Origin of the sequence: Flavivirga amylovorans, assembly GCF_030540875.1 — a bacterium.
Classification (GTDB): domain Bacteria; phylum Bacteroidota; class Bacteroidia; order Flavobacteriales; family Flavobacteriaceae; genus Flavivirga; species Flavivirga amylovorans.
The window spans coordinates 129,398-152,252 of the sequence record NZ_JAUOEM010000003.1; the positions used below are offsets into that span (position 1 = coordinate 129,398).

The window sequence follows — 22,855 nt, forward strand, 5'->3', positions numbered from 1 at the left end:
AAAATTGGTTACCTTTAAAACAGTTATTAAGACAAGTATTTTACAAACACATTAAAAACACATTATTATGAGTAAAAGAGATGAACTTATTGCAAAGTATGCTGCAGATTTAAAAGACAAATGCGGTGTTAATGCAGACATGGATTTATTAACCAAAGTGGCTATTGGATGTGGTCCATCAATTTACAATGCTGATTCTTCAACCGTTTCTGGTTCGGACGAATCTGAATTAGCTACAGTAAAGAATAATTTTTTAATTAAAAAATTAGGGTTAAATGATAGTGCTGATTTAGATAAAGGTATTACAATTGTGATGGATAAGTATGGTCAATCTAATCGTAATAAGTATAGAGTCGTCGTGTATTATTTATTAACGAAGCATTTTAAAAAAGAATCTGTTTATTAATAGGTCTTCTCTTATATAGAAATAATGAGCGCTACTATTTTTTTGTAGCGCTTTTTTTTACTCATAACCTTGAGCTTATTTTATTTATAAATCGTTTAGATTCAAATAAAAATACTCAGCCTAATATTATTACCTTTGTCGCATGATACATTTAGGACAGATAAATACATTAGAAATACTTCGTGAAACAGATCATGGTGTGTATTTAATTGATGATGAAGACAATGAAGTGTTATTACCAAATAGGTATGTACCAGATACGTTTAAAATTTGGGAGAAATTAGAGGTTTTTGTGTATTTGGATAACGAAGAACGCCCTGTTGCTTCTACGGATATGCCCTATATTAAGCGCGATGATTTTGCTTTATTGCGTTGTAATCAAGTAACTGATTATGGAGCGTTTTTAGATTGGGGGCTAGTTAAAGAATTGTTTTGCCCGTTTAAAGAACAAGCTTTTAAAATGAAACCCGGAGGTTGGTACTTGGTGCATTGTTATTTGGACGAAAAAACAGATAGGTTAGTAGCTTCTAGTAAAACAAATCGTTTTTTAGATAATAAAGAACTGACTGTAAAGGTGTTTGATGAAGTTGATTTAATTGTATCGCATCCATCGGATATAGGAATGAATGTTATAGTAAATAAAACACATGCTGGTTTAATTTATAAAGATGCCATTTTTTCAGACCTTAGTGTTGGTGATAAATTAAAAGGTATCGTTAAGAAAATCCGCCCAGGGAATAAGTTAGATATTACTTTAGGACAAATAGGGTATAGGAATATCGAGCCTAATGCAGAACGTATTATGCATGAACTTCATGATAATAGTGGATATTTAAAACTTACAGACAAATCTAGTCCAGAAGTTATTAAAGAAACATTGCAAATGAGTAAGAAAAATTTCAAAAAGGCAGTAGGTACGTTATATAAGCAACGCCAAATCGAAATAAAACCTGATGGTATTTATTTAGTTTAATGTGTGCATAAGTTGCTGTTTTACTTTATTGTAAACACTATCAATAGCTTCATATAAATTATCATAATCAATGTTATCAGAAAGACAGAAATTGTTTTCAATTTTTGCATTCATTTTACTTGCTGGATTATGCCCTACAACTCCATAAGCACATAAGTTCTTTGCTTGATTTCTAAATAAATCAGCATCCATTAGCTTTACAGAATATGAGTATATTCTATTAGCAATAACACCAAATGGTCTTGAATTTCCAAAATATGATTTAAACTCATCAAAAAAACCAATGGAGTTATTAATATCAATATCGACCCCTTCATTAAATTCAATTACAGCGATATGGTTGAAAAAAAAGATGGTTCCTAGTTCTTTTTTTTTAGTTTTTATAATATGGTTAGAAATTTCAGACTCAATTATTTTCATATCCTTTAATTTATTATATCCTTCTTTTTTAATTTTAATTATTCAAATTGAAGTTATAATGATTTGATTATTAATAAATAACCTTTTATGCGTGCTGAATTTTTTCAGCTTGCAAATATACAATGCTTGCATAATATATTTACATCTGTTTAATATTATTATGTAAATTTTATTCCTAGATTAAATAAGTTAACTATTCTGTAAGTGGTTGACTATGTTATTGTTAATAGTTTAATTAATTGAGAAAAGTTTTGAATATTATCTATTATGTTATTAGTGAAATAGTATGGAAGCAAACATTAAACTTGGTCTAAAAGTACTTTTTTACATTAAGCTTGAAGATTACAATACTTTTTCAATTTGCTAAAAAATTGCTGTTTTCAGCTCTGTTTTATCTTTTTTTCCTTCCGTAGCTCTACTATGCAACTCAAAAAAGTCTTCAACATAGGCAAAAACTTCTAATTTTCGTTTAAATCCAAAAAGTCTAAATGAGTTCAGTGTAAAGAAAGCAGAATGTCATTTTTTACCTTACTGTAAATACTGTTCATGGCTTCATGAATGGTATTGTAATTGATTTTATTCCTATCACAGAACCTATTCTCAATTTCAGCATTCATTTTACTGGCATTATTATGACCAACTACCGCATAATAACATAAGTTACTAATCTTTTTCCTAAATAAATCTGCATCCATTAGCTTTACAGAATAAGAGTTTATTCTATTAGCTATGACTCCAAATGGTCTGGAGTGACCATAATAGCTTATTAGCTCATCAAAAAATTCAGATGAATTATTTATATCAATATGTACACCTTCGTTAAATTCTATAACAGCTATGTGTTTAAAAAAGAAGATGTTTCCTAATTCTTTTTGTACAGATTCAACAATGTGAGTTGAGAAGTCAGATTCGGCAATTTTCATATGCTATTATATCTTCTTTTTTTAGGGTTGAGAGTATGGAAGTTATAATTTCTGTTAATTTATATCAGAAGACTATAAAATGACAGAACGTAAATATACTATGAGCGAATATTATAGTCAAGATTAAATACAAGCCAATCATATTATTATGAATAATTCTTTATTTTTTGTTTTGCATTATTTAATTGTTAAGATTTTGTTTAAAATGTTAATAAATGTTTATCTTTTCTTGTTTTATTATTCTGTATTTAAGAATCAAGAATTAATTCTATTCTTTTGTTATGTGAAAATTCTTAATCAATAACGCGCGTTTTGTGGTTTAACTTATAGGCATTAAGATTATCAAATTTAGTATTTTTGCAAAATGATTAATCAGGACACCATAGTAGCTTTAGCAACACCATCTGGAGCTGGAGCTATTGCTATTATAAGATTATCTGGAAAAGATGCTATAGACTTTGTAGAAAGCCAATTTAAATCTGTTTCGGGAAAGAAGCTAAGTAAACAAACTACTCATACAATTCATTTGGGTCATATTGTAGATGGTAATAGAACCATAGATGAAGTATTAGTATCGGTTTTTAAAAATCCCAATTCTTATACAGGTGAAAATGTTGTTGAGATTTCATGTCATGGTTCCAATTATATTCAGCAAGAAATTATTCAATTGTTTTTGCGTCAAGGCTGCAGAATGGCTACAGCTGGTGAGTTTACCTTGCGTGCCTTTTTAAATGGTAAATTAGATTTAAGCCAGGCAGAAGCTGTGGCAGATTTAATTTCTAGTGATAATGAAGCGTCGCATCAAATTGCCATGCAGCAAATGCGTGGTGGTTTTTCATCAGAAATAGCAAAACTTCGTGAAGAGCTTTTAAACTTTGCATCTTTAATAGAATTAGAACTTGATTTTGCCGAAGAAGATGTTGAGTTTGCAGATAGAACACAATTTAAAGATTTAATCGAACGTATTACGTTTGTTCTTAAGCGTTTAATAGATTCATTTGCTGTTGGAAATGTTATTAAAAATGGTATTCCAGTTGCGATAGTAGGAGAACCAAATGTTGGAAAATCGACACTTTTAAATGCACTTTTAAATGAAGAACGCGCTATTGTAAGCGAAATAGCAGGGACTACCAGAGATACTATTGAAGATGAAATATCTATTGGAGGGATAGGTTTCAGATTTATCGATACCGCAGGAATAAGAGATACTAAAGATGTAGTAGAAAGTATAGGGATAAAAAAGACCTTTGAAAAAATAGAACAGGCGCAAGTTGTTGTATATCTTTTTGAGTCTAATGTTATTTCAAATACTAATGAGAAGTCTCAAAATATTAAGATAGAGATAGAAAAGATTAAGAACAAATACCCTCAAAAACCATTGGTAGTAATTGCCAATAAAGTTGATAAGCTTTCAGAAAATGAAGTTGCTATTTTAAATGATGAGCTCTATGTCATTTCCAGCGCTAGCGAGAAATCCCATATTCAGTTACTATCAGCAAAAAAAGGTATAGGCGTAGAGGAGTTAAAAAACAAACTTTTAAGTTTTGTAAATACTGGCGCTCTAAGAAATAATGATACGATTGTTACAAACTCGCGACATTACGATTCTCTTTTAAAAGCGTTTGAAGAAATTGATAAAGTTAAATCTGGATTGGATTCTGGCTTATCCGGAGATCTTTTAGCTATAGATATTCGTCAAGCATTATTTCATTTTGGAGAGATTACAGGAGAAATCACAAATGATGATCTATTGGGGAATATCTTTGCTAATTTTTGTATCGGGAAGTAGATTTCAATTTTTTAGTATGATTAGATTCCATGGTTGATGTATAGTTGAGAATAGCTTATAAAGGATAAATAGTTTAAGGGTTTATATGATTTTACAGTATTATAGTTAGATATAATATTTCACAGTACATTCTACATGACAAAAAATCAATTAACTTACTCTTTATTGTTTACTTTAATATTAACCGCTTCTTGTCGTCAATCTAAAAATATTGAAATTAAAGACACCCAAATCCAATTAGATTCACCTCTTAATATAAGATTTGGTAAACTGGTTACCTATCCAGCAGATTCATCATCCATCCCGAGAAGTATCGATTTAGAATCTGGAAAAGAAAAAACCACATCGTCTAGAACTTGGACAAGTGGTTTCTTTGCAGGTAATTTATGGTATTTATATGTGCTTACTCATAATGAGCTATATAAAACCAAAGCTATTGAATGGACTGAATTTATTGAAAGAGAAAAAAATAATGATACCGACCATGATATTGGTTTCAAGGTCTTTAATAGTTTTGGTAATGCATATAAAATAACAAATAATGATTCTTATGCTGAAATAATTGCAGAAAGTGCAAAAACGTTGATAACAAGGTATGATGCTAACATAAAAGCCATTAAATCTTGGGAATCAAAAGAGGGGAAATGGGAATATCCAGTTATTATAGATAATATGATGAATTTAGAACTCCTGTTCGAAGCATCCCTAATAACAAAAGACAGCATATATTACCATATAGCAGTAGAGCACGCAAATACGACATTAAAAAATCATTTTCGTAAAGACAATAGCACCTATCATGTTGTTGATTATAATGCAACAGGAAAAGTTAAAGCGAAAATGACTCATCAAGGACTTCATAACGAATCTGCGTGGGCTAGAGGACAAGCATGGGCTATTTATGGATATACTATGGCTTACAGATTTACTAAAGATGAAGCATATTTAAATCAGGCAGTACAAGCAGCAGCGTTTTATTTAAACCATAAAAAATTGTCATCCGATGGCATCCCGTTTTGGGATTTTAATGATCCCAATATACCGAATGCCCCTAAAGATGTGTCTTCCGCTACTATTATAGCCTCTGCCTTTTTTGAATTAGCTGAATACACAAAGAATAGCTTATATCTGAATTATGCCAATAAAATTTTGGAGACTTTAAAACAACCTCAATATTTGTTGGGTAAAACAATAAACGCTCCCTTTATTCTGAATAGAAGTACAGGTAATTACAATAAAAACAGTGAAATAGATTGCCCTATTGTATATGCCGATTATTACTTTTTAGAAGCTTTAATCAGGCAGCAAAGCGGCCTTTTTTTAATCCAAACAAAAGAATAAGTCTAAAAAAGAAGTTATAATCTGGTTTTTTATTTTAGAACGCATCTGGACTTTTTAAACTAACATTTAAAGTCGGCTATACATAAAATAGCAATATTGAATGAAATTTATCTTAATAGTAAACCACTATTTATGTTTTGATTTAATCAGAGGGTAAATTATCTTTAAAATAATAGCTTTGTTTAATAAAACCCCGACCAAATAAGAGAAAGAAATACGAATCCTCTTCAAACCCCTCTCTAATCTTCTTAAAAGCTATTCTCATTTGAGATTCAACCGTTTTTATTGAAATACCCAAACTTACAGCTATATCTTTGTATTTTAAACCTTCAATTTTGTTGAGTAAAATAATTTTTTTGCACTTTGGAGGCAAATTTACTAATATTTGGTTCATTTTTTTTAGTCTTTTTTCCAATACAAAATCATCTTCTTCAATAACACTTTCTAAAGACCTTTTCCATATTTCGCTTAGATAAAGCTGCTCTTTTTTATTTTTATTAATAGTATCTATAAATCTGTTTAAGGTAATGGAATATAAATAACTTTTTGGACTTTTATTTGGATCTAATTTAGCCCTGTTTTTCCAGAAATTAATAAAAGCATCTTGTACAATATCTTCAGCTTTTTCTTTGTCGTTATTAAAAGTAACAATATATGCGACTAAACGATTGTAATATTTATCAAAAAAAAAGTTGAAACCTTCCTCTTCACCCTTTTTTAATTTTAATACAGCCTCTAGTTCATTCATAAAATTTAAATATACTCTTTGTTAAATCAACAAAATTTCTGAATTATTTTCAAAAATATAAATTTTTATTAAGGGTTTTTTTAAAAATATAGTAATAGTAGTGTAATTTAAACATATACAATTGAATAAACTTGTTATAAAATTAATTGTTGGAACTATAACTAAAGAAGAAATTATAGAACTTCAGAGGTTATCAAAAGAGTCTAAAAACAAAAAGAAGTTAGAATCTATTTTAAGGAAGTATCATGACCTTAATCTTTCTCTTTTAGAAAATGATCTTGATAAAGCACATCAAAAAATCATAAAGGGTATAAGAGTTAATGATAGAAAAGTTAGAAAACCGTATTTCTACTGGACCAAGTATGCCGCAGTTTTTTTAATCTTACTAAGTATTGCTTGGGTTTTTAAAGATAGTTTTCTTAAAACGAATACAAATGAAACAAATTTATTTCCCAAAGATGAAATTATTACACTAGAACTAAGTAACGGAGACATATTACCTATTAATATATTTGAAAGCCAAAAGATAAAAAACACAGATGGAAAAATAGTTAGTTATCAAAATGCAGATAGTTTAAATTATACGTTTGAAAATGCTGAAACAAAACTTACCTATAATACACTTAATATCCCAAACGGCAAACAATTTAAATTAAGGCTCTCAGATGGTACCATGGTGCATTTAAATTCGGGTTCTTCATTAAAATATCCAGTGTCATTTTTTAGTAGCGGTAGTAGAGAGGTCTTTTTAGAAGGAGAAGCTTATTTTGATGTTGATCATGATAAAAACAGACCATTTTTAGTAAATACCAATAATTTAAATATTAATGTTTTAGGTACTAAATTTAATGTAAGCTCTTATAATGAAGATGCGTTTACTGAGGTTGTTTTGGTTGAAGGTTCTGTTGCACTTCAAGACTTTAAAAACTTAGATACTAGTATCGTATTAGAGCCTAAGCAAAAAGGAATTCTTAAAAATAACTCGCAAAATATCGAAGTTTCATTAGTAAATACGGCATTTTATACGGCATGGATTGATGGTAAATTAGTGTTTAGAAATATGTCTTTTAATACCATTATTAAAAAGTTAGAACGGCACTATAGTGTACAAATTGAAAATAACAACAAAATTTTAGGTGAAGAAATTTTCAATGCCAGTTTTGATCCTATGACCATTGAAGAAGTTTTAAGTTCTTTTAAAGAAACCCACAAAATAAATTATACAATTAAAAACAATAAAGTACTAATTAATTAATTCTAAAAAATAATTATAAGAATAAATAAAATTAAAAATCCGGAAGGTATTGCAGTACCTCCCGGAAATAATAAGTGATTAAACTAATTGAGTAACCACCTTTAAACATTCAAATTTATGAAAAAACTCAAAACAAGAGTTAAAAACGCAGATAATTCTCTATGTCCTAATTTTAAAATCAAGATGAGATTGACAATTTTATTTATGTTTTCGTTGATTTTTGGGCTTCAAGCTAATAATAGTTATTCTCAAAAAACTAAGATTACTATTAATATTGAAAATAGCTCTGTTGCTGAAGTGATTGATCATATTGAGCTTACAACCGATTTTAGATTTGTTTACAAAATTAAATTTGTTGATATTAAACGCAATATTTCAATAAAGGCAGAGCAGAAAACGATACATGAAATTCTTGACATTTTATTTAAAGACACGAATACTGATTACATTATAAAAGATACCCTGATTGTTCTCAAACAAAGAGAAACAATTAAACCTGCTCAAAAAGAAAGGCAAATTCAAGATAAAATTAAAATCACGGGTAAAGTACTTGATCAAAGTAATGTTCCTTTGCCTGGGGCGTCAGTTTTAGAATTAGGAACAGCAAATGGTGCCCAAACTAATTTTGATGGAGCATTTACACTAGAGGTAACCAACCCAAATACAATTCTTAAAATTTCGTATTTAGGATATACAAGTGTAGAGGTGCCATTAAACGGGCAAATAAATATAGTTGTTAACTTAAAAGAGAGTTCTGAGAGTTTAAGTGAAATTGTTGTTGTTGGTTATGGTACGCAAAGAAAAAGTGATATTACGGGTTCGGTAAGTTCAGTTTCAAGAAACCGTTTAGAACAAGTTCCTAATACAAATTTTACCCAAGCCATACAAGGTGCTGTACCTGGTGTTAATATACAAACAACAGGGTCTTCTGCAGATGGTGATGAAATAAACATATTAATAAGAGGAAGAAATTCTTTTAGTAATTCAAGAAATACCCCTTTAATTGTTTTAGATGGTGTACCGTATAACGGAAATATGTCTGATATAAACCCTACGGATATTGCCTCTATTGATATTTTAAAAGACGCATCATCTGCTGCTATATATGGTTCTAGAGCTGCTAACGGTGTTATTTTAATAACCTCAAAAAAGGGCGTAAAAGGGCAAGTAAGGTTTTCTTATGACGGGTTATACGGTACAGAGGCTTTAACTGAGTTTCCAAAACCAATGTCTCCAGCCGAATTTTATAATTTTAAACGTATTCGCGATGCCAGCTTATTAACAGATTCTGAGATAGAACTTTTTGAAAATGGCGGAGGAACAGATTGGTTAGACTTAGCTACAAGAACAGGAACACGACAACAACATACATTATCTGCTTCTGGAGGTGGAGAAAAAACCAAGTATTACATATCAGGAAGTTATTTAGATGTACAAGGTGTAGCCGTTAATGATCAATTTAAAAGAACAACATTACGAGTTAATCTTGATACAGAACTAACAGATTGGCTAAAATTAGGAACCAATACACAAATGTCTTTCTCAGAGCGCGATGGCCAAAATGCAAGTTTTGGCTTAGCCTACAGAGTTAATCCTTTAACAACAGCTTTTGACGAAGATGGAAATTTAACTCTAGATCCTTGGCCCGAAGATATTCAATCACAAAACCCCCTTCACAACCTACTATATAAAGACAATTACGATACCTATAAAGTTTTTACTAACAACTATTTAGATGTTACGCTGCCTTTTATAAAAGGATTATCATATAGAATAAATACGGGTGTGGAATTTACATCAATTAACAGACAACAATATCAAGGTAGAGATACAAAAAATGGCTTTAGAGACCAAGGGCGAGCTGAATTAGAAGATAATATAAGCACTAATGTTTTAGTTGAAAACCTACTAAACTATAATAATAAATTTGGTAAAAATACTATTGGAGTAACAGCACTATATAGTTATCAAAAAATCAAGGCAGAAATTAGAACACTTCAGTCCAGGGGATTTCCAAGCGATGATTTAACCTGGTATCAGGCTGAGTTGGGAGCGGTAGTGGAACCAGGTTATAGTTTTTCAGAACAGATTACGTTATCTTCAATGTTAAGGATAAATTATAATTATGACGATAGATTTTTGCTAACATTTACAGGCAGGCGTGATGGTTATTCAGGATTTGGTGAAAACAATAAATGGGGTGATTTTTTGTCAGGAGCATTAGGTTGGAATATACATAATGAAGCATTTATGAAAAATTCCATATTTAATACACTTAAAGTTAGAAGCTCTTATGGTTTAAATGGAAATCAAGCCATTGGACCCTACCAAACCTTAACAACATTAGACAACAGGCCTTACTTAAATGGATCTGAAACAGCAATAGGATTTATTCCAGATGATATTGGTAACCCAAACTTAAAATGGGAATCTACGCTAATGGCGAATATTGGTTTGGAATATGCTTTATTAAATAATAGAATAAGTGGTTCTATTGAATATTACTCCTCAAAAACTAAAGACCTTCTGCTTAATCGGACCATTTCATCAGTATCTGGAGATAATGCTATCATAGATAACATAGGAGAGCTTACAAATACAGGTCTTGAATTGATGATTTCAGGAGATATTATTAGTAATGACGATTTTCGTTGGAACGTATCGGCCAACGCCACATGGACAAAAAATGAAATCACTGAACTTTATGGTGATGGTACCGATGATCTGGAAAACCAGTGGTTTATAGGTAGGCCTATAAATGTTGCTTTTGATTTAGAATTCGATGGTGTTTACCAAATAGGTGAAGATATTGCATCATCCGCTCAACCAAATGCCCAACCCGGATTTGCAAAAATTGTCGATCAGAATAATGATGGCGTCATTGATGATGAAGATCGGGCGATTTTGGGTAACGAAGATCCAAATTTCTTTGCTGGTTTTAATACCACTATAACTTACAAAGATTTTTCTTTAAATATATTTTCACAAGGTGCATTTGGAGCTATAAAAGAAAATGATTTATTAAAGGATGATGTTAACAGTGATATTAGAAGGAATACGATACCTAAAAATTGGTGGACTCCAGACAATCCTACAAATGAGTTTTGGGCCAACAATATAGATGCTAATCTTAGAAGTGTAGATATTTATGAAAGTATAGATTATTGGAGAATAAAGGATATTACACTATCCTACGTGCTTCCAAAAATTGTTTCAGAAAATATAGGAATAGATAATTTGAGATTATATGTAACAGGTCGGAACCTGTTTACAATAACTAACTATACTGGTTTAGACCCAGAACTCACGGGTTCTAGAGACATACCCCTTTCAAAATCCTATGTTTTTGGGGTTAACTTAAGTTTTTAAATCAGTTATAATTATTTTAAAATATACATGTTATGAAAAATTATAAATTCATAAAATCAATCATATTAAGCTTAATTTTATTAACCCTTTGTAATTGTTCTGAAAATGAGCTAATTGAAAATCCGCCAAATGTTATAGCACCCATATCGCTTTATAAAGATTTGGCAGGCTTTGAAAATGGACTTAACGGGCTATATGCTCAATGGGCCAGAGAACGAAGCGGGACTAGCTATGGCGATCCTAACAACTTAATGATAGACCCTTCAGTTGTAGGTGCGGATAATATGTATGGAAATAGACGCGCAGGTTGGAGTGCTGACGTTGCAAACCGTTTTGATAACAATACCTCTTTAAATGGTTTTTCTCGCGCCTTTTTTAATTGGTTATACGACATTATTAATGCGAGCAATACTTTAATTGGAGCGTCTCAAACTGCCGCTGGAGGTGCATTAGATGATCAAGACAGAAACCGTATTGTTGCAGAAGCTAAACTTTTTAGAGCGTGGGCTTACCGACACTTAACGTATTCGTTTGGTGATGTGCCGTTAGCATTGAATAATGGTACGCAAGGCACTCCGTTGAGAGATGATTGGACGAGACAATCTCTAGCAGAGGTGAGAAGTCAAATGCTGGAAGATCTTTTATTTGCAGAAGAAAACTTACCCGAAACTTCTCCAAATCCAGGGAAATTAGTTAAAGGAGTGGCCACCCATTACTTGGCAGAACTTTATTTAGAATTAGACGCAGAAAAAGCAGTTACTAAAGCAAAAAGCCTAATTGATAACGGACCATATAGTTTAGTAACACAGCGATATGGTGTAAATGCAAATAAACCAGGAACACCGTTTACCGATATGTTTTTGGATGGTAACTCTAACAAAGCAGAAGGAAATACAGAAGCGTTATGGGTCATGCAACACGAACCACTTACCATTGGAGGCGATTATAACATGATGCGTCGCTGGTATAGAAATAGATCGCAAGATGTTAGAGTAGACGGAAGATCCGGAACTATTATTTTTTCTATAGAAAATGGCGGTCGTGGTTTAGGAAGAAATGGGCCAACACGATATGCTATGGAACTATACGAAGATTCTGATCACAGGGGAGGTAGGTTCGCATGGAGAGATTACGAAGTACTCAATAATCCTGATAATGTACCGGGTTCAAGACAACTTGGAGATACGATCTTTTTTGACTGGAGAAATAAAGACGAAAAGATAAGGGATCCTTATTGGCCAAGTACCAGAAAATGGGACTATGCAGATCCTAACGACCTTTCAGGAACTACAAATTACAATGATCAAGTTTATCTAAGACTGGCAGAGACCTATCTGGTTTTAGCAGAGGCACAATTGCTAACAGGAGATATTAGTGGTGCCGTTCTTACGCTAAATACATTGAGGCGCAGATCTAATGCCAGCGATATAAACGGTGATGACGTAGATATTGACTTTATTTTAGATGAACGATCTAGAGAATTATGGTCAGAAGAACACAGAAGGTATAGCTTATCAAGAGCAGGAAAATGGTATGAAAGGGTAAGTCAATTTAATAAAGTAGGTGGACCAACTGCCACCGAAGGTAGAGATGAATTGTTACCAATCCCGCAATCTGTTATAGATGTAAATACTGTTGAATTTCCTCAAAATCCAGGGTATTAGTTAGAGTTAGTTTATTTAGTTGTTTAGTTATAGTGAGGTTTTGGTAGATGAATGCTATTCAGGCCTCCTATAATTAAAACACGTCTAAACTTCATTAATACGTATAATTTAAAAAAACTAGTTATGATTAAGAAAGCATTATTAATGTTAATACTTTGCTTATATATCTCATGTAATAGTAGTGAGAATGAAGAACAAGAACCTGGGGCTGTAAATCCTCCTAACGAAGAGGTAGTAAGGTTTAAAGATGGTTTTGAAGGTGTTTATAACCCAGATCCTTCCAACTTGGCTTATAATGTTTGGTATCAATCTCACCGGGGTGAAAGTACAGTAAAACCAACCTCAGAAATTCAAGCAAGAACAGGTGAAAAATGTTTAGCAGTAAACTTAGTAGCTAACGAAAATGGATTAAGCAGGTCTGAAATAGGAGTAAATCTAAGAAACTCCCTCGGAGACTACTGGTACGGATTTAGCATTTTTATTCCATCTGAATACGACATTAGTAAAATGGTGTTGGATAGAGACAACTTTGTTACAGTTTTAGCCCAATGGGGCGTTTGGGAAAACAATCCGGGGTTACCAGATTTTGCGCTTAGATTAGGTCGTGAAGATGGTCAAAATAAATTTTTTCTTACCTACGAGCCATCTACAAAATTAGAATACCTCTGGGATGCACCACTAATTCAGGGCGAATGGGTCGATTGGGTCATTCATATCAAATGGGCAAAAGACAATACGGGCCTTATTGAAGTTTGGCAGAACAAAAACCTGGTATTTAGCAAGTACAATTTTCAATCTACCGATGGTGATGGTTCAGAGGTAAAAAGCAAAATAGGCTTGTATTACTCATCCTGGGGGGATCGTACTCGTGGTTATAATGAAATAAAGGTGTATTACGATAACTACACTATTGGCAAAGGAGAAGATATGTTCGATTTGGTAGACCCAGGTAAATAACACATTAAAATTAATTAATCTAAAAACTATATTACAATGAAAACTTTTTACTTTTTATTCTTATTCGTTGTGTCTTTGTGCTCGGGACAAACAACACTAAACCCCGGAGAAATTATGATTACCGGATATTACGGTGACTCATTTGATGTTGAAGATGGTTGTGGAGATTCATTTGCGTTTGTGAGCTATGTACCTTTATTACCAGGAACAACCATACGTTTTTCTGAAGAAGATTTCGATCAATGGGCCACTGGTAATGAAGGCGATTTGGTTTGGGAAAATAATACAGGTAACACAATAGCAGCTTTGACAAACATAAATATTATAACCAGTAATCAAGAGCTAACTTGTGGAGCGAACCCTATTGCTAGCATTGGCTTAGCGCAATATGAAGAAGCAATTACTGGTGCTTTTTGGTCGTTAAGTACTTCAAATGAAGAAATAATAGTTTTTCAAGGCACAGCTGCAAGAACAATTGGAACAGCAATTTCAGTTTTTTTAACAGATGGTGAGGCCGATGCAACAAGTGTGCCTCCTTCTTTATTGGGTACCAATTTTATTACCAATTTTAATAATATTGATGATGATTTGGATGTCGCTGTTTATGATGCTAAAACAACATTCAATGATTTTAACGATTTTGTAACATTCCTTACTAATGCAGGAAGTACCTGGGCAACTCAAGATGAAGGAGGCGGAGTAGACAATGGTAAAGATGGCATTTTTCCTGATTATCCGGACGACTTACCAGAATTTGCAGGAAATCTATCTACAATTAGTTTTGATGGCGAAGTCCTTATTAATGCCTATCCCAATCCGGTAAAAAACAAGCTTGTATTGCAATCAAAAAAAAATATTTCTAGTGTGATAATACATAATAGTTTAGGTAAAGAGGTCTATAAAAACAGATCAAGTAGTATAAATAGTAATATCGATATGTCTGATTTTCAGTCTGGCATTTATTTTATTAAAGTATTTATCAATGATCTTTCAGGCACTATTAAAGTGGTTAAAATTTAAATTGCCTAACGGCTTATCAAGATGAGTTCTATTTCAAAATAAACAGAAATTGCAGCATAGTAAAACCACATTAGTTATTATGTCCATTACAGATTTGTTGTTAGATGATGGCTAATAGTATATATCATGCTATCCTATATAAACCCGTTGTGCTATTAAGATTCTACTCTAACCTTAGTAGCACACCAACGGGTTAATCGAAAAGAATTCCTCGACGCTTTGCGTCGGGTTTCCGATGAAATTGTCATTCCCATGCCTGTGCTGAACAGGTTTCAGTAAAAATGGGAATCTAAAGATGCAACCAACTTACAGAACAAATAAAATTAACGTAATACTAATACATGATGAACTTCCGATTTTTATTTTTCACCATTTTGAGTCTCTATGTTAGCGGAACATATTCGCAAGTTAATTGGGACATGGCGGATACAATTGTATCACATATAGTGCCTGTTAGTTTTCCAGATAAAAACTATTCCATTTTATATTTTGGTGCCCTTGGTGATGGTAAAACGTTTTGCAAAGAGGCTTTTGATAAAGCAATAATGCATTGTAGTGAAAATGGAGGAGGCAAGATAATTGTCCCCAAAGGCAATTATTACATGAACGGCCCTTTAGTTTTTAAATCCAACGTACATATAGAATTGGAAGCAGGAGCCATTCTTAATTTTAGCCATAACGAGAACGATTATCTACCAGCAGTGCTTGTTAGGTGGGAAGGAACAGAAGCCTATAATTATTCTCCGCTTATTTATGCGTATCATGTCAAGAACATTGCACTAACAGGAAAAGGAACTATAAATGGCAACGGTTCCAAAAATTTCTCAAAATGGAAAAAAATACAAAATACAGATAAAGAAACTCTAAGAAAAATGGGGCGCGAGAACCTACCTGTTTATAGACGGGTTTTTGGGGACGGTTTTAAGTTAAGACCTAGTTTTTTTCAGCCTTATGGATGTACAAGTGTACTTTTAGAAGGTATAACCATTGAAGACTCACCTTTTTGGGTTATACACCCTACATTTTGTGATAATGTTATTATACGAGGCGTAACAGTTAATAGTTATAACACAAATAATGATGGTTGCGACCCTGAGTCATGCAGTAATGTACTTATAGAAGGTTGTACTTTTTCAACAGGTGACGATTCTATCGCTATTAAAGCTGGTCGTGATAATGATGCATGGCGTATAGGTCGCCCTACAGAAAACGTGGTCATTCGTAATTGTAACTTTCAATCAAAAATAAACGGCGTGTGTATTGGTAGTGAAATGTCGGGAGGCGTTCGTAACGTATTTATTGAGAACATAAAAATTCCAAAATCATCCAATGCGTTGTATTTTAAATCCAATCTGGATCGGGGAGGCTATATTAAAAATGTGTTTGTTAGAAATATACAGGCAGATAGTGTAAGAACATCGCTTATACGATTTGAACCTAATTACAAAGGAGAGAAATCGTCATTTAACCCCACTGTTTTTGATAATTTTCACATAGAAAACGTTTACTGTACCCAATCAAAAGAAGTAGGGCTTTATTTATCTGGAATAAAAAACCACCCTATTAAAAATATCAATTTAAAAAATATTACTATTAATAATACCCCACAACCTTATGTTTTGGAGCATGCCAAAGATATCTTTTTTGAAAAAGTTAAAATAAATGGAAAATTCCTGAACCAATACCCTAAACCAATCAAATTAATACCATTAAAAACATTATAAAACCTAATCGTAAACAAGTGCTTTTAGGTTTTTCTAGATCATTTAAATACTAATATTATTACTATAATTTAATACTTCATCATATGATTAATCTTTTTTCTTCAAAAAGAAATTTATTTATAAAATTTAGTTGTATTACCCTCCAACTTCTATTTTTCAATGTACTTAGTGCACAAAAAAACAATGAATTGGATTCTCGAATAATCCAAAATATTGATTCGAGAGACAAAATAAGTTTGAATGGTTTATGGCAGACCATTATTGATCCATTAGAAAATGGATACTACAACCATCAATATGGTTTACGCACAAAGAAAGCTTTCTACAAAAATAGAAAAATGAAATCTCCTTCAGACTTAATAGAATATGATTTTGACTCGGATTACCAATTAACAGTACCAGGCGATTGGAATACACAAATGGAGAAATTATATTATTATGAGGGTACAATCTGGTATAAGAAATCGTTTGATTTTAAAAAGAAAACAAATTCAAAAGTGCTATTGTACTTTGAAGCCGTTAATTACCAATCAATAGTTTACTTAAATGGCAAAAAGTTAGGGGCTCATGTAGGTGGGTTTACGCCCTTTCAGTTTGATGTTACGGACCATTTGATAGAAGGTGAAAATTTTATTATCGTGAAGGTGGATAACCAAAGGAAAAAAGATGGCATACCAACATTAAACATGGATTGGTGGAATTATGGAGGCATAACACGATCCGTTCATTTAATAAACGTTCCCAATAGCTATATTTCAGATTATAATCTTCAAATCAACAAGCAAAATTCAAAATATATTGAAGGTTGGGTAGCCATAGAAGGTGCTGAAGACGGCGAACAAGTGGTGGTTGAAATCCCAGAACTTAAAAAACAGATTAGCGTATTTACTACAAATGGATTGGCAAAGTTTAAAATTAAGGCCTCACCAAAACTTTGGACACCTGGTAATCCTAAATTATATAAAGTAACTCTTAAAAGTAAATCAGATAAGGTTAATGATGACATAGGTTTTAGAACCATTGAAACCAAAGGCAGTAAAATCTTATTAAACGGTTCCGAGATTTTTTTAAAGGGGATAAGCATTCACGAGGAAGCACCATTTGGTTTGGGTAGAGTATCTTCAAAGGAAGAATGCTTAATATTATTGAATTGGGCCAAAGAACTGGGCTGTAATTTTATACGTCTGGCACATTATCCCCACAGTGAAACAATGATTAAAGAGGCTGAAAAAATGGGCTTTTTAATTTGGTCAGAAATTCCAGTGTATTGGTCTGTTGCTTTTGATAATCAGGAAACCTTCGCTAATGCAGTCATGCAACTTGAAGATATGATATCTCGTGACAAAAATAGAGCGGCTATTATCTTATGGTCTGTGGCCAATGAAACCGCAGAGGGAGCATCCAGAAATATTTTTCTAAAAAAACTAACCGATAAAGCACGTAAAGCAGATGCATCAAGATTGATTACTGCTGCTTTAAATTCTCAAACAAATAAAGGAAATGAAATAGCCATTGAAGATAAACTCGGAGCCTATGTGGATGTTATAGGAATAAACAATTATTGTGGATGGTATGGAGGTAAACCGAGTTCTTGTGCAGATATTAAATGGACTAATAATTATGATAAGCCAATGATTATGAGTGAAGTTGGAGCGGGAGCCCTTCAAGGCTTACATGGGGAAAAGAATGAAAGATGGACAGAAGAGTACCAACAAGCGGTTTACGAGAACAATATAAAAATGATGAAAAATATTGATTTTCTTAGTGGATCTACACCTTGGATATTAATGGATTTTCGTTCACCCCGAAGACATTTAAGACGGATTCAGAATGACTATAACAGAAAAGGAATTATTTCAGAACAGGGTATAAAGAAAAAGGCATTTTTCACACTAAAAGATTTTTATTTATCGCAAGATATAAAGGATTAGGGTTTTGAAAATCAGGAAAATGAGCTAAGTGATTCTATAATTAGTTAAAAACATATTTGGCTGAATAATTCGTTAGTAACTAAATAACTTACAAATCTTAAAAGTATAAACTTAAATACCAATAAAATATATTACTATTCAGCAAGATAGCTCAGAAATGTCTTCTTAATTTATTGTTTCATTTTATTTCATTTAGTTTCGATTTAATAAATAATTATTATATTTGAATTAAAATGTAAATAAAAATAATTATTTGTATAAAAATGGATCATATTAATAAATAATAAAATTTATATGAATCAATCGTTTTTATCAAATCAAAAGTATTAAATCCATGTTTATGAAAGTCTTCATTCTACTATTGTTGTCTTTTTTAGGATTCTCATGTAATTCAAATGTAAAATCAAGTTCTAAAGAAGAGAAAAAAAAGCCTAATATTTTATTAATAGTGGTAGACGATCAAGGCTATGCAGATTTTTCGCCTTTTGAAAAGCATGATACCAGCGTTTCAACACCAAACATATCCCGTTTAGGGAAATCAGGGACTGTGTTTACCCAGGCTTATGTTACAGCACCAGTTTGTAGCCCGTCAAGAGCTGGAATATTAACGGGGAAAAATCAATTCAGATGGGATAAACCCGCAAGTTGGGGCCCTGGATTACCAGATAATATAAAAACCATTCCAGAGTATTTAAAAGAAGTTGGTTATGAAACTGCACGTATTGGTAAAAATGACCTGGGACGAAATTTTCATAAAAACAATGTTCGTGAATATCCATTAAAACACGGATATGATGAGTTTTTAGGATTTAGTGCCCATGCCCATGATTATTGGTTGCATTCTAATGAAATTAAAGAGCGAACCCCGGATCCATATGGAACTAGTGCGCTTTTAGGACCACTGATGCATAATATGGGAGAGAAGAGTTATGATGAAGGCTATCTTACAGACATTTTAACAAATGAATCTATTGATTATATAAAAAGAAAAAGAGAAACCCCTTTTTTCTTGACCCTTTCTTATAATGCGGTGCATCATTTAATTCATGAAGTGCCAAAAAAGTATTTAGACAAATACAATGTTAGGGAAATCCCTAATTACGACCCAGATAGTTTATTGGCTTATGGTAAACATAAACCTGGAACATATTCTGCCTATTATGATAAATATTCTCGTGTTGGCGCTATTCAGCATAAAGATTTACGGAACTATTATTTGGCTAATCTTAATTGTTTAGACGATAATATAGGACGTGTTCTAGATGCTTTGAAAGAACACGGTCTTGATAAAAACACGGTTATAGTATTTATATCAGATAATGGTGGTTCTCCACTTACAGGCGCTAATAATTCGCCTTTAACAGGAGGTAAGTATTCCCTTTGGGAAGGTGGTATACGGGTGCCCATGTCTATAAGTTGGCCAAATAAAATAGAAACGGGTAAAGTTGAGACTCGTTATGTTTCGGCAACCGATATACTCCCAACACTTGCAAATATAGCTGGAGTGGAAATTAATGATGATGCCATTGATGGTATCAACCTCTTAAAGCCAGAAGCAAATCGGTTATTGGTTTGGAAATGGCAAAAAACTTGGGCAGTAAGACAAGGTGATTGGAAATTAACTAATGCGAAGGAAAACCATTGGAAAAGTGAGCCGTCTTCACAGTATATTGCTCCAATAGTTGATAATATGGAATTAAAACTTTTCAATATAGCACAAGATCCTGGAGAACGTATGGATCTAGCTGAACAACATCCCGAAAAAGTAAAAACCCTAGAGGCTGCTTATAAAGATTGGATTGATAAGAATGTGAAAAAATAGAGATAATATGACGTTAAATAATAGTGACTTCAACCCCTTTTTCTTCCAATTTTTTCTTGGTTAACGAAGATATTCCCTTATCGGTAATGATTTCATTTACAGCATCCAGATCACATATTTTTGCAAAACTTTTTTTACCAAATTTTGAAGAATCAGCTAAGACAATTGTTCTTTGGGTCGATACTAGCATTTTCTGATTTAGTTGGGCTTCTTCTAAATTTGTGGTAGATAATCCATAATCTAAATCAATACCATCTACACCTAAAAAAAGTTTACTACAAGAAACATTTTCCAAAATATGCGCAGCATAAGAACCTATTACAGAAGCAGAACTGTGACGTATATAACCTCCAAGTTGTAAAATTTCTATGTTTTTATCATGAATTAAATGCAAAACAGCATGTAAGGATGACGTGATAACGGTTAACTTGTTTTTTGGCTTTATAAATTTTGAAAGCGCTTGAATGGTAGTCCCCGATGCCATCATTATAGAATCATTTTCGTCAATACGTTTTGCAGCAGCTTGAGCAATGCCGTTTTTTTCTTCAACCGATATTTTTTCCTTTTCAATAACAGCCTTTTCATTTATATAAGGATTTTCTAAAGAGGCCCCGCCGTGTGTCCTAAAAAGTAAGCCTTTCTCTTCTAAGAGTTTTAAATCTTTTCTGATAGTAACAGCCGAAACATCTAGTTGTTTGCATAGATCTAAAACCTCAATATGTTTCTCTTTTGCTAATGTATTTAATATGATTTCATGTCTTTGCATAAGAACAAATATAATGAAATGAAAGAAAATGAAGTTAAATAGCACTTGTTTAACTTTTAAAAATAAAAATTATGTTTCATTTAGTTTCGTTTTATTATTTTATTTAATACATTTGAGATGAAATAAAATTAATCAAAACTAAAACAAATCGATTTGTTTAATAGGAATACATTAATTAAGCAGTTAAAAGAGCAGCTTCAATGGGATGTCATCATCGTTGGAGGTGGTGCAACCGGTCTTGGAATTGCATTAGATAGTACATCTCGTGGCTATAAAACACTACTTTTAGAACAAGTAGATTTTGCAAAAGGAACATCGAGCCGAAGTACAAAATTAGTACATGGTGGCGTAAGATACTTGGCACAAGGAAATGTGGATCTGGTAAAAGAAGCGCTTTACGAAAGAGGATTAATGCTTAAAAATGCGTCTCATTTAGTGAGTAATCAGTCATTTATTATTCCGAATTACAAATGGTGGGATAACTTGTTTTATACTATAGGATTAAAAATATATGATTTTTTAGCAGGAAAATTAAGTTTTGGGAAATCCATTAGAATCTCGAAAGAAGAGACCAAAACACGATTAGAAACCATAAAAGATGTAGATCTCAAAGGAGGTGTTGTATATCACGATGGTCAATTTGATGACTCAAGACTGGCCATAAATATAGCACAGAGTTCTATCGAATACGGCGCAACAGCTATAAACCACTTTAAAGTAGAGCAATTGTTAAAGGATGATGATGGTTCAGTAAACGGTTTAGTTGCCAGAGATGTAGAAACGAATTTAACTTACAGGTTAAAAGCTAAAGTGGTTATTAACGCAACAGGTGTTTTTACAGATGAAGTCCTAAAAATGGATGACTCCACTGCTAAAAACAGAATTCGCCCTAGTCAAGGTGTGCATTTGGTCATAGACCAATCATTTTTGCCTGGAAAGGACGCAATTATGATTCCAAAGACAGATGATGGCAGGGTTTTGTTTTTAGTGCCTTGGCATAACAGAGTCGTAGTAGGTACTACAGATACCTTACTGGATAGTCATAGTTTAGAGCCAAAAGCACTAGATAAAGAAGTTGGTTTTATTTTATCAACCGCCAATAGGTATTTAACAAAAAAAGTCACTAAAGAAGATGTATTGAGCATATTTGCAGGGTTACGACCACTAGCAGCCCCAAAGCATAAATCGGAAAAAACAAAAGAGATCTCCAGAAGTCATAAAATTATAGTATCAGACTCTGGTTTAATTACAATTACGGGTGGTAAATGGACCACGTATCGCCGCATGGCTCAGGATACCTTGAATAAAGTGATTGAACTAGGTAAATTGCCCAATGCGACATGTAAAACTAAAAAATTGTTAATTCATGGAGCAAATGGCGTTGTAGACAAATCAGATCACTTGTATATTTATGGAACCGATAAAAAGGCTATTAAAGAACTCATTAAGGAATCCCCGGAATTAGGCGAAAAATTACATTCAAGATTAGAATTTTTAAAAGCGGAAGTGGTTTGGGCTATACGAAATGAAATGGCCAGAACGATTGAAGATATTTTGGCAAGACGTGTAAGAGTCTTGTTTTTAGATGCAAAAGCAGCTGTAGAAATTGCCCCTGTAGTAGCGAATCTATTAGCAAAAGAACTAAATAAAAATAAAGATTGGGAGCAAGAGCAAGTTTCTGATTTTACAAAAATAGCGAGTCATTACATCATTTAAAACCAGTATCTTATAAGATTCTTAACAAGGT

General features: G+C 32.5%; 17 protein-coding genes. 13 read left to right on the top strand and 4 right to left on the bottom strand.

Annotated features, from left to right (window positions below):
- Positions 1-67: 67 nt before the first annotated feature.
- Both Q4Q39_RS09195 and Q4Q39_RS09200 read left to right on the top strand, forming a co-directional pair.
- The gene (locus Q4Q39_RS09195) at positions 68-406 is read left to right on the top strand and encodes a DUF2853 family protein (RefSeq protein ID WP_303282135.1); all 339 of its coding nucleotides are present in this window, start codon (positions 68-70) and stop codon (positions 404-406) included.
- Between the two features lie 142 nt (positions 407-548).
- Positions 549-1,379, top strand: a complete 831-nt coding sequence (locus tag Q4Q39_RS09200) for a CvfB family protein (protein WP_303282136.1) — start codon at positions 549-551, stop codon at positions 1,377-1,379.
- Here the strand turns inward: Q4Q39_RS09200 and Q4Q39_RS09205 are convergent.
- Together Q4Q39_RS09205 and Q4Q39_RS09210 are read right to left on the bottom strand one after the other, a co-directional pair.
- Complete coding sequence (locus tag Q4Q39_RS09205) at positions 1,371-1,799, bottom strand: hypothetical protein (protein WP_303282137.1); 429 nt, start codon at positions 1,797-1,799, stop codon at positions 1,371-1,373. The genes Q4Q39_RS09200 and Q4Q39_RS09205 overlap by 9 nt on opposite strands.
- Before the next feature lie 494 nt (positions 1,800-2,293).
- Positions 2,294-2,722, bottom strand: coding sequence for a hypothetical protein (locus Q4Q39_RS09210; RefSeq protein ID WP_303282138.1), 429 nt, complete (start codon positions 2,720-2,722; stop codon positions 2,294-2,296).
- A 364-nt stretch (positions 2,723-3,086) separates the two neighbouring features.
- Here Q4Q39_RS09210 and mnmE point away from each other — a divergent pair, with 364 nt between their 5' ends.
- Positions 3,087-4,511 carry a tRNA uridine-5-carboxymethylaminomethyl(34) synthesis GTPase MnmE gene (gene mnmE / locus Q4Q39_RS09215; RefSeq protein WP_303282139.1) on the top strand — a complete coding sequence of 475 codons (1,425 nt, stop codon included), beginning with the start codon at positions 3,087-3,089 and terminating at the stop codon, positions 4,509-4,511.
- A 135-nt stretch (positions 4,512-4,646) separates the two neighbouring features.
- The gene (locus Q4Q39_RS09220) at positions 4,647-5,852 is read left to right on the top strand and encodes a glycoside hydrolase family 88 protein (RefSeq protein WP_303282140.1); all 1,206 of its coding nucleotides are present in this window, start codon (positions 4,647-4,649) and stop codon (positions 5,850-5,852) included.
- Between the two features lie 142 nt (positions 5,853-5,994).
- On the opposite strand, the gene Q4Q39_RS09225 is transcribed toward Q4Q39_RS09220, so the two are convergent.
- Positions 5,995-6,600 (bottom strand): RNA polymerase sigma factor, encoded by a 606-nt coding sequence (locus Q4Q39_RS09225; protein WP_303282141.1) that lies wholly within the window; start codon positions 6,598-6,600, stop codon positions 5,995-5,997.
- Between the two features lie 121 nt (positions 6,601-6,721).
- Here Q4Q39_RS09225 and Q4Q39_RS09230 point away from each other — a divergent pair, with 121 nt between their 5' ends.
- The 8 genes from Q4Q39_RS09230 (at position 6,722) to Q4Q39_RS09265 (ending at position 20,342) form a co-directional block, all read left to right on the top strand.
- Positions 6,722-7,855 carry a FecR family protein gene (locus Q4Q39_RS09230; RefSeq protein WP_303282142.1) on the top strand — a complete coding sequence of 378 codons (1,134 nt, stop codon included), beginning with the start codon at positions 6,722-6,724 and terminating at the stop codon, positions 7,853-7,855.
- 117 nt (positions 7,856-7,972) lie between these two features.
- Positions 7,973-11,224 carry a SusC/RagA family TonB-linked outer membrane protein gene (locus Q4Q39_RS09235; RefSeq protein ID WP_303282143.1) on the top strand — a complete coding sequence of 1,084 codons (3,252 nt, stop codon included), beginning with the start codon at positions 7,973-7,975 and terminating at the stop codon, positions 11,222-11,224.
- A 32-nt stretch (positions 11,225-11,256) separates the two neighbouring features.
- Complete coding sequence (locus tag Q4Q39_RS09240; protein WP_303282144.1) at positions 11,257-12,888, top strand: RagB/SusD family nutrient uptake outer membrane protein; 1,632 nt, start codon at positions 11,257-11,259, stop codon at positions 12,886-12,888.
- 123 nt (positions 12,889-13,011) lie between these two features.
- Positions 13,012-13,845, top strand: a complete 834-nt coding sequence (locus Q4Q39_RS09245; RefSeq protein WP_303282145.1) for a heparin lyase I family protein — start codon at positions 13,012-13,014, stop codon at positions 13,843-13,845.
- 36 nt (positions 13,846-13,881) lie between these two features.
- Entirely contained in the window at positions 13,882-14,865 is a 984-nt protein-coding gene (locus tag Q4Q39_RS09250) for a T9SS type A sorting domain-containing protein (protein ID WP_303282146.1), read from the top strand.
- Positions 14,866-15,206: 341 nt separating this feature from the next.
- On the top strand, positions 15,207-16,589 hold the full coding sequence (locus Q4Q39_RS09255) for a glycoside hydrolase family 28 protein (RefSeq protein ID WP_303282147.1): 1,383 nt from the start codon (positions 15,207-15,209) through the stop codon (positions 16,587-16,589).
- A 188-nt stretch (positions 16,590-16,777) separates the two neighbouring features.
- Positions 16,778-18,520 carry a glycoside hydrolase family 2 protein gene (locus Q4Q39_RS09260; protein WP_303282148.1) on the top strand — a complete coding sequence of 581 codons (1,743 nt, stop codon included), beginning with the start codon at positions 16,778-16,780 and terminating at the stop codon, positions 18,518-18,520.
- Between the two features lie 340 nt (positions 18,521-18,860).
- The gene (locus Q4Q39_RS09265; RefSeq protein WP_303282149.1) at positions 18,861-20,342 is read left to right on the top strand and encodes a sulfatase family protein; all 1,482 of its coding nucleotides are present in this window, start codon (positions 18,861-18,863) and stop codon (positions 20,340-20,342) included.
- Positions 20,343-20,355: 13 nt separating this feature from the next.
- Here the strand turns inward: Q4Q39_RS09265 and Q4Q39_RS09270 are convergent, their stop codons facing one another.
- Entirely contained in the window at positions 20,356-21,108 is a 753-nt protein-coding gene (locus tag Q4Q39_RS09270; protein WP_303282150.1) for a DeoR/GlpR family DNA-binding transcription regulator, read from the bottom strand.
- A gap of 153 nt (positions 21,109-21,261) precedes the next feature.
- Between Q4Q39_RS09270 and Q4Q39_RS09275 the strand changes: the two genes are divergently transcribed.
- Positions 21,262-22,824, top strand: coding sequence for a glycerol-3-phosphate dehydrogenase/oxidase (locus Q4Q39_RS09275; RefSeq protein ID WP_303282151.1), 1,563 nt, complete (start codon positions 21,262-21,264; stop codon positions 22,822-22,824).
- Positions 22,825-22,855 lie beyond the last annotated feature (31 nt).

Bases quoted from the DNA above. Each gene is read 5' to 3' on its own strand.
- Q4Q39_RS09270 (WP_303282150.1), bottom strand. From the start codon at position 21,108: ATGCAAAGACATGAAATCATATTAAATACATTAGCAAAAGAGAAACAT.
- Q4Q39_RS09235 (WP_303282143.1), top strand. From the start codon at position 7,973: ATGAAAAAACTCAAAACAAGAGTTAAAAACGCAGATAATTCTCTATGT.
- Q4Q39_RS09205 (WP_303282137.1), bottom strand. From the start codon at position 1,799: ATGAAAATAATTGAGTCTGAAATTTCTAACCATATTATAAAAACTAAA.
- Q4Q39_RS09225 (WP_303282141.1), bottom strand. From the start codon at position 6,600: ATGAATGAACTAGAGGCTGTATTAAAATTAAAAAAGGGTGAAGAGGAA.
- Q4Q39_RS09245 (WP_303282145.1), top strand. From the start codon at position 13,012: ATGATTAAGAAAGCATTATTAATGTTAATACTTTGCTTATATATCTCA.
- Q4Q39_RS09220 (WP_303282140.1), top strand. From the start codon at position 4,647: ATGACAAAAAATCAATTAACTTACTCTTTATTGTTTACTTTAATATTA.
- mnmE (WP_303282139.1), top strand. From the start codon at position 3,087: ATGATTAATCAGGACACCATAGTAGCTTTAGCAACACCATCTGGAGCT.
- Q4Q39_RS09265 (WP_303282149.1), top strand. From the start codon at position 18,861: ATGAAAGTCTTCATTCTACTATTGTTGTCTTTTTTAGGATTCTCATGT.
- Q4Q39_RS09195 (WP_303282135.1), top strand. From the start codon at position 68: ATGAGTAAAAGAGATGAACTTATTGCAAAGTATGCTGCAGATTTAAAA.
- Q4Q39_RS09250 (WP_303282146.1), top strand. From the start codon at position 13,882: ATGAAAACTTTTTACTTTTTATTCTTATTCGTTGTGTCTTTGTGCTCG.
- Q4Q39_RS09255 (WP_303282147.1), top strand. From the start codon at position 15,207: ATGATGAACTTCCGATTTTTATTTTTCACCATTTTGAGTCTCTATGTT.
- Q4Q39_RS09240 (WP_303282144.1), top strand. From the start codon at position 11,257: ATGAAAAATTATAAATTCATAAAATCAATCATATTAAGCTTAATTTTA.
- Q4Q39_RS09210 (WP_303282138.1), bottom strand. From the start codon at position 2,722: ATGAAAATTGCCGAATCTGACTTCTCAACTCACATTGTTGAATCTGTA.
- Q4Q39_RS09200 (WP_303282136.1), top strand. From the start codon at position 549: ATGATACATTTAGGACAGATAAATACATTAGAAATACTTCGTGAAACA.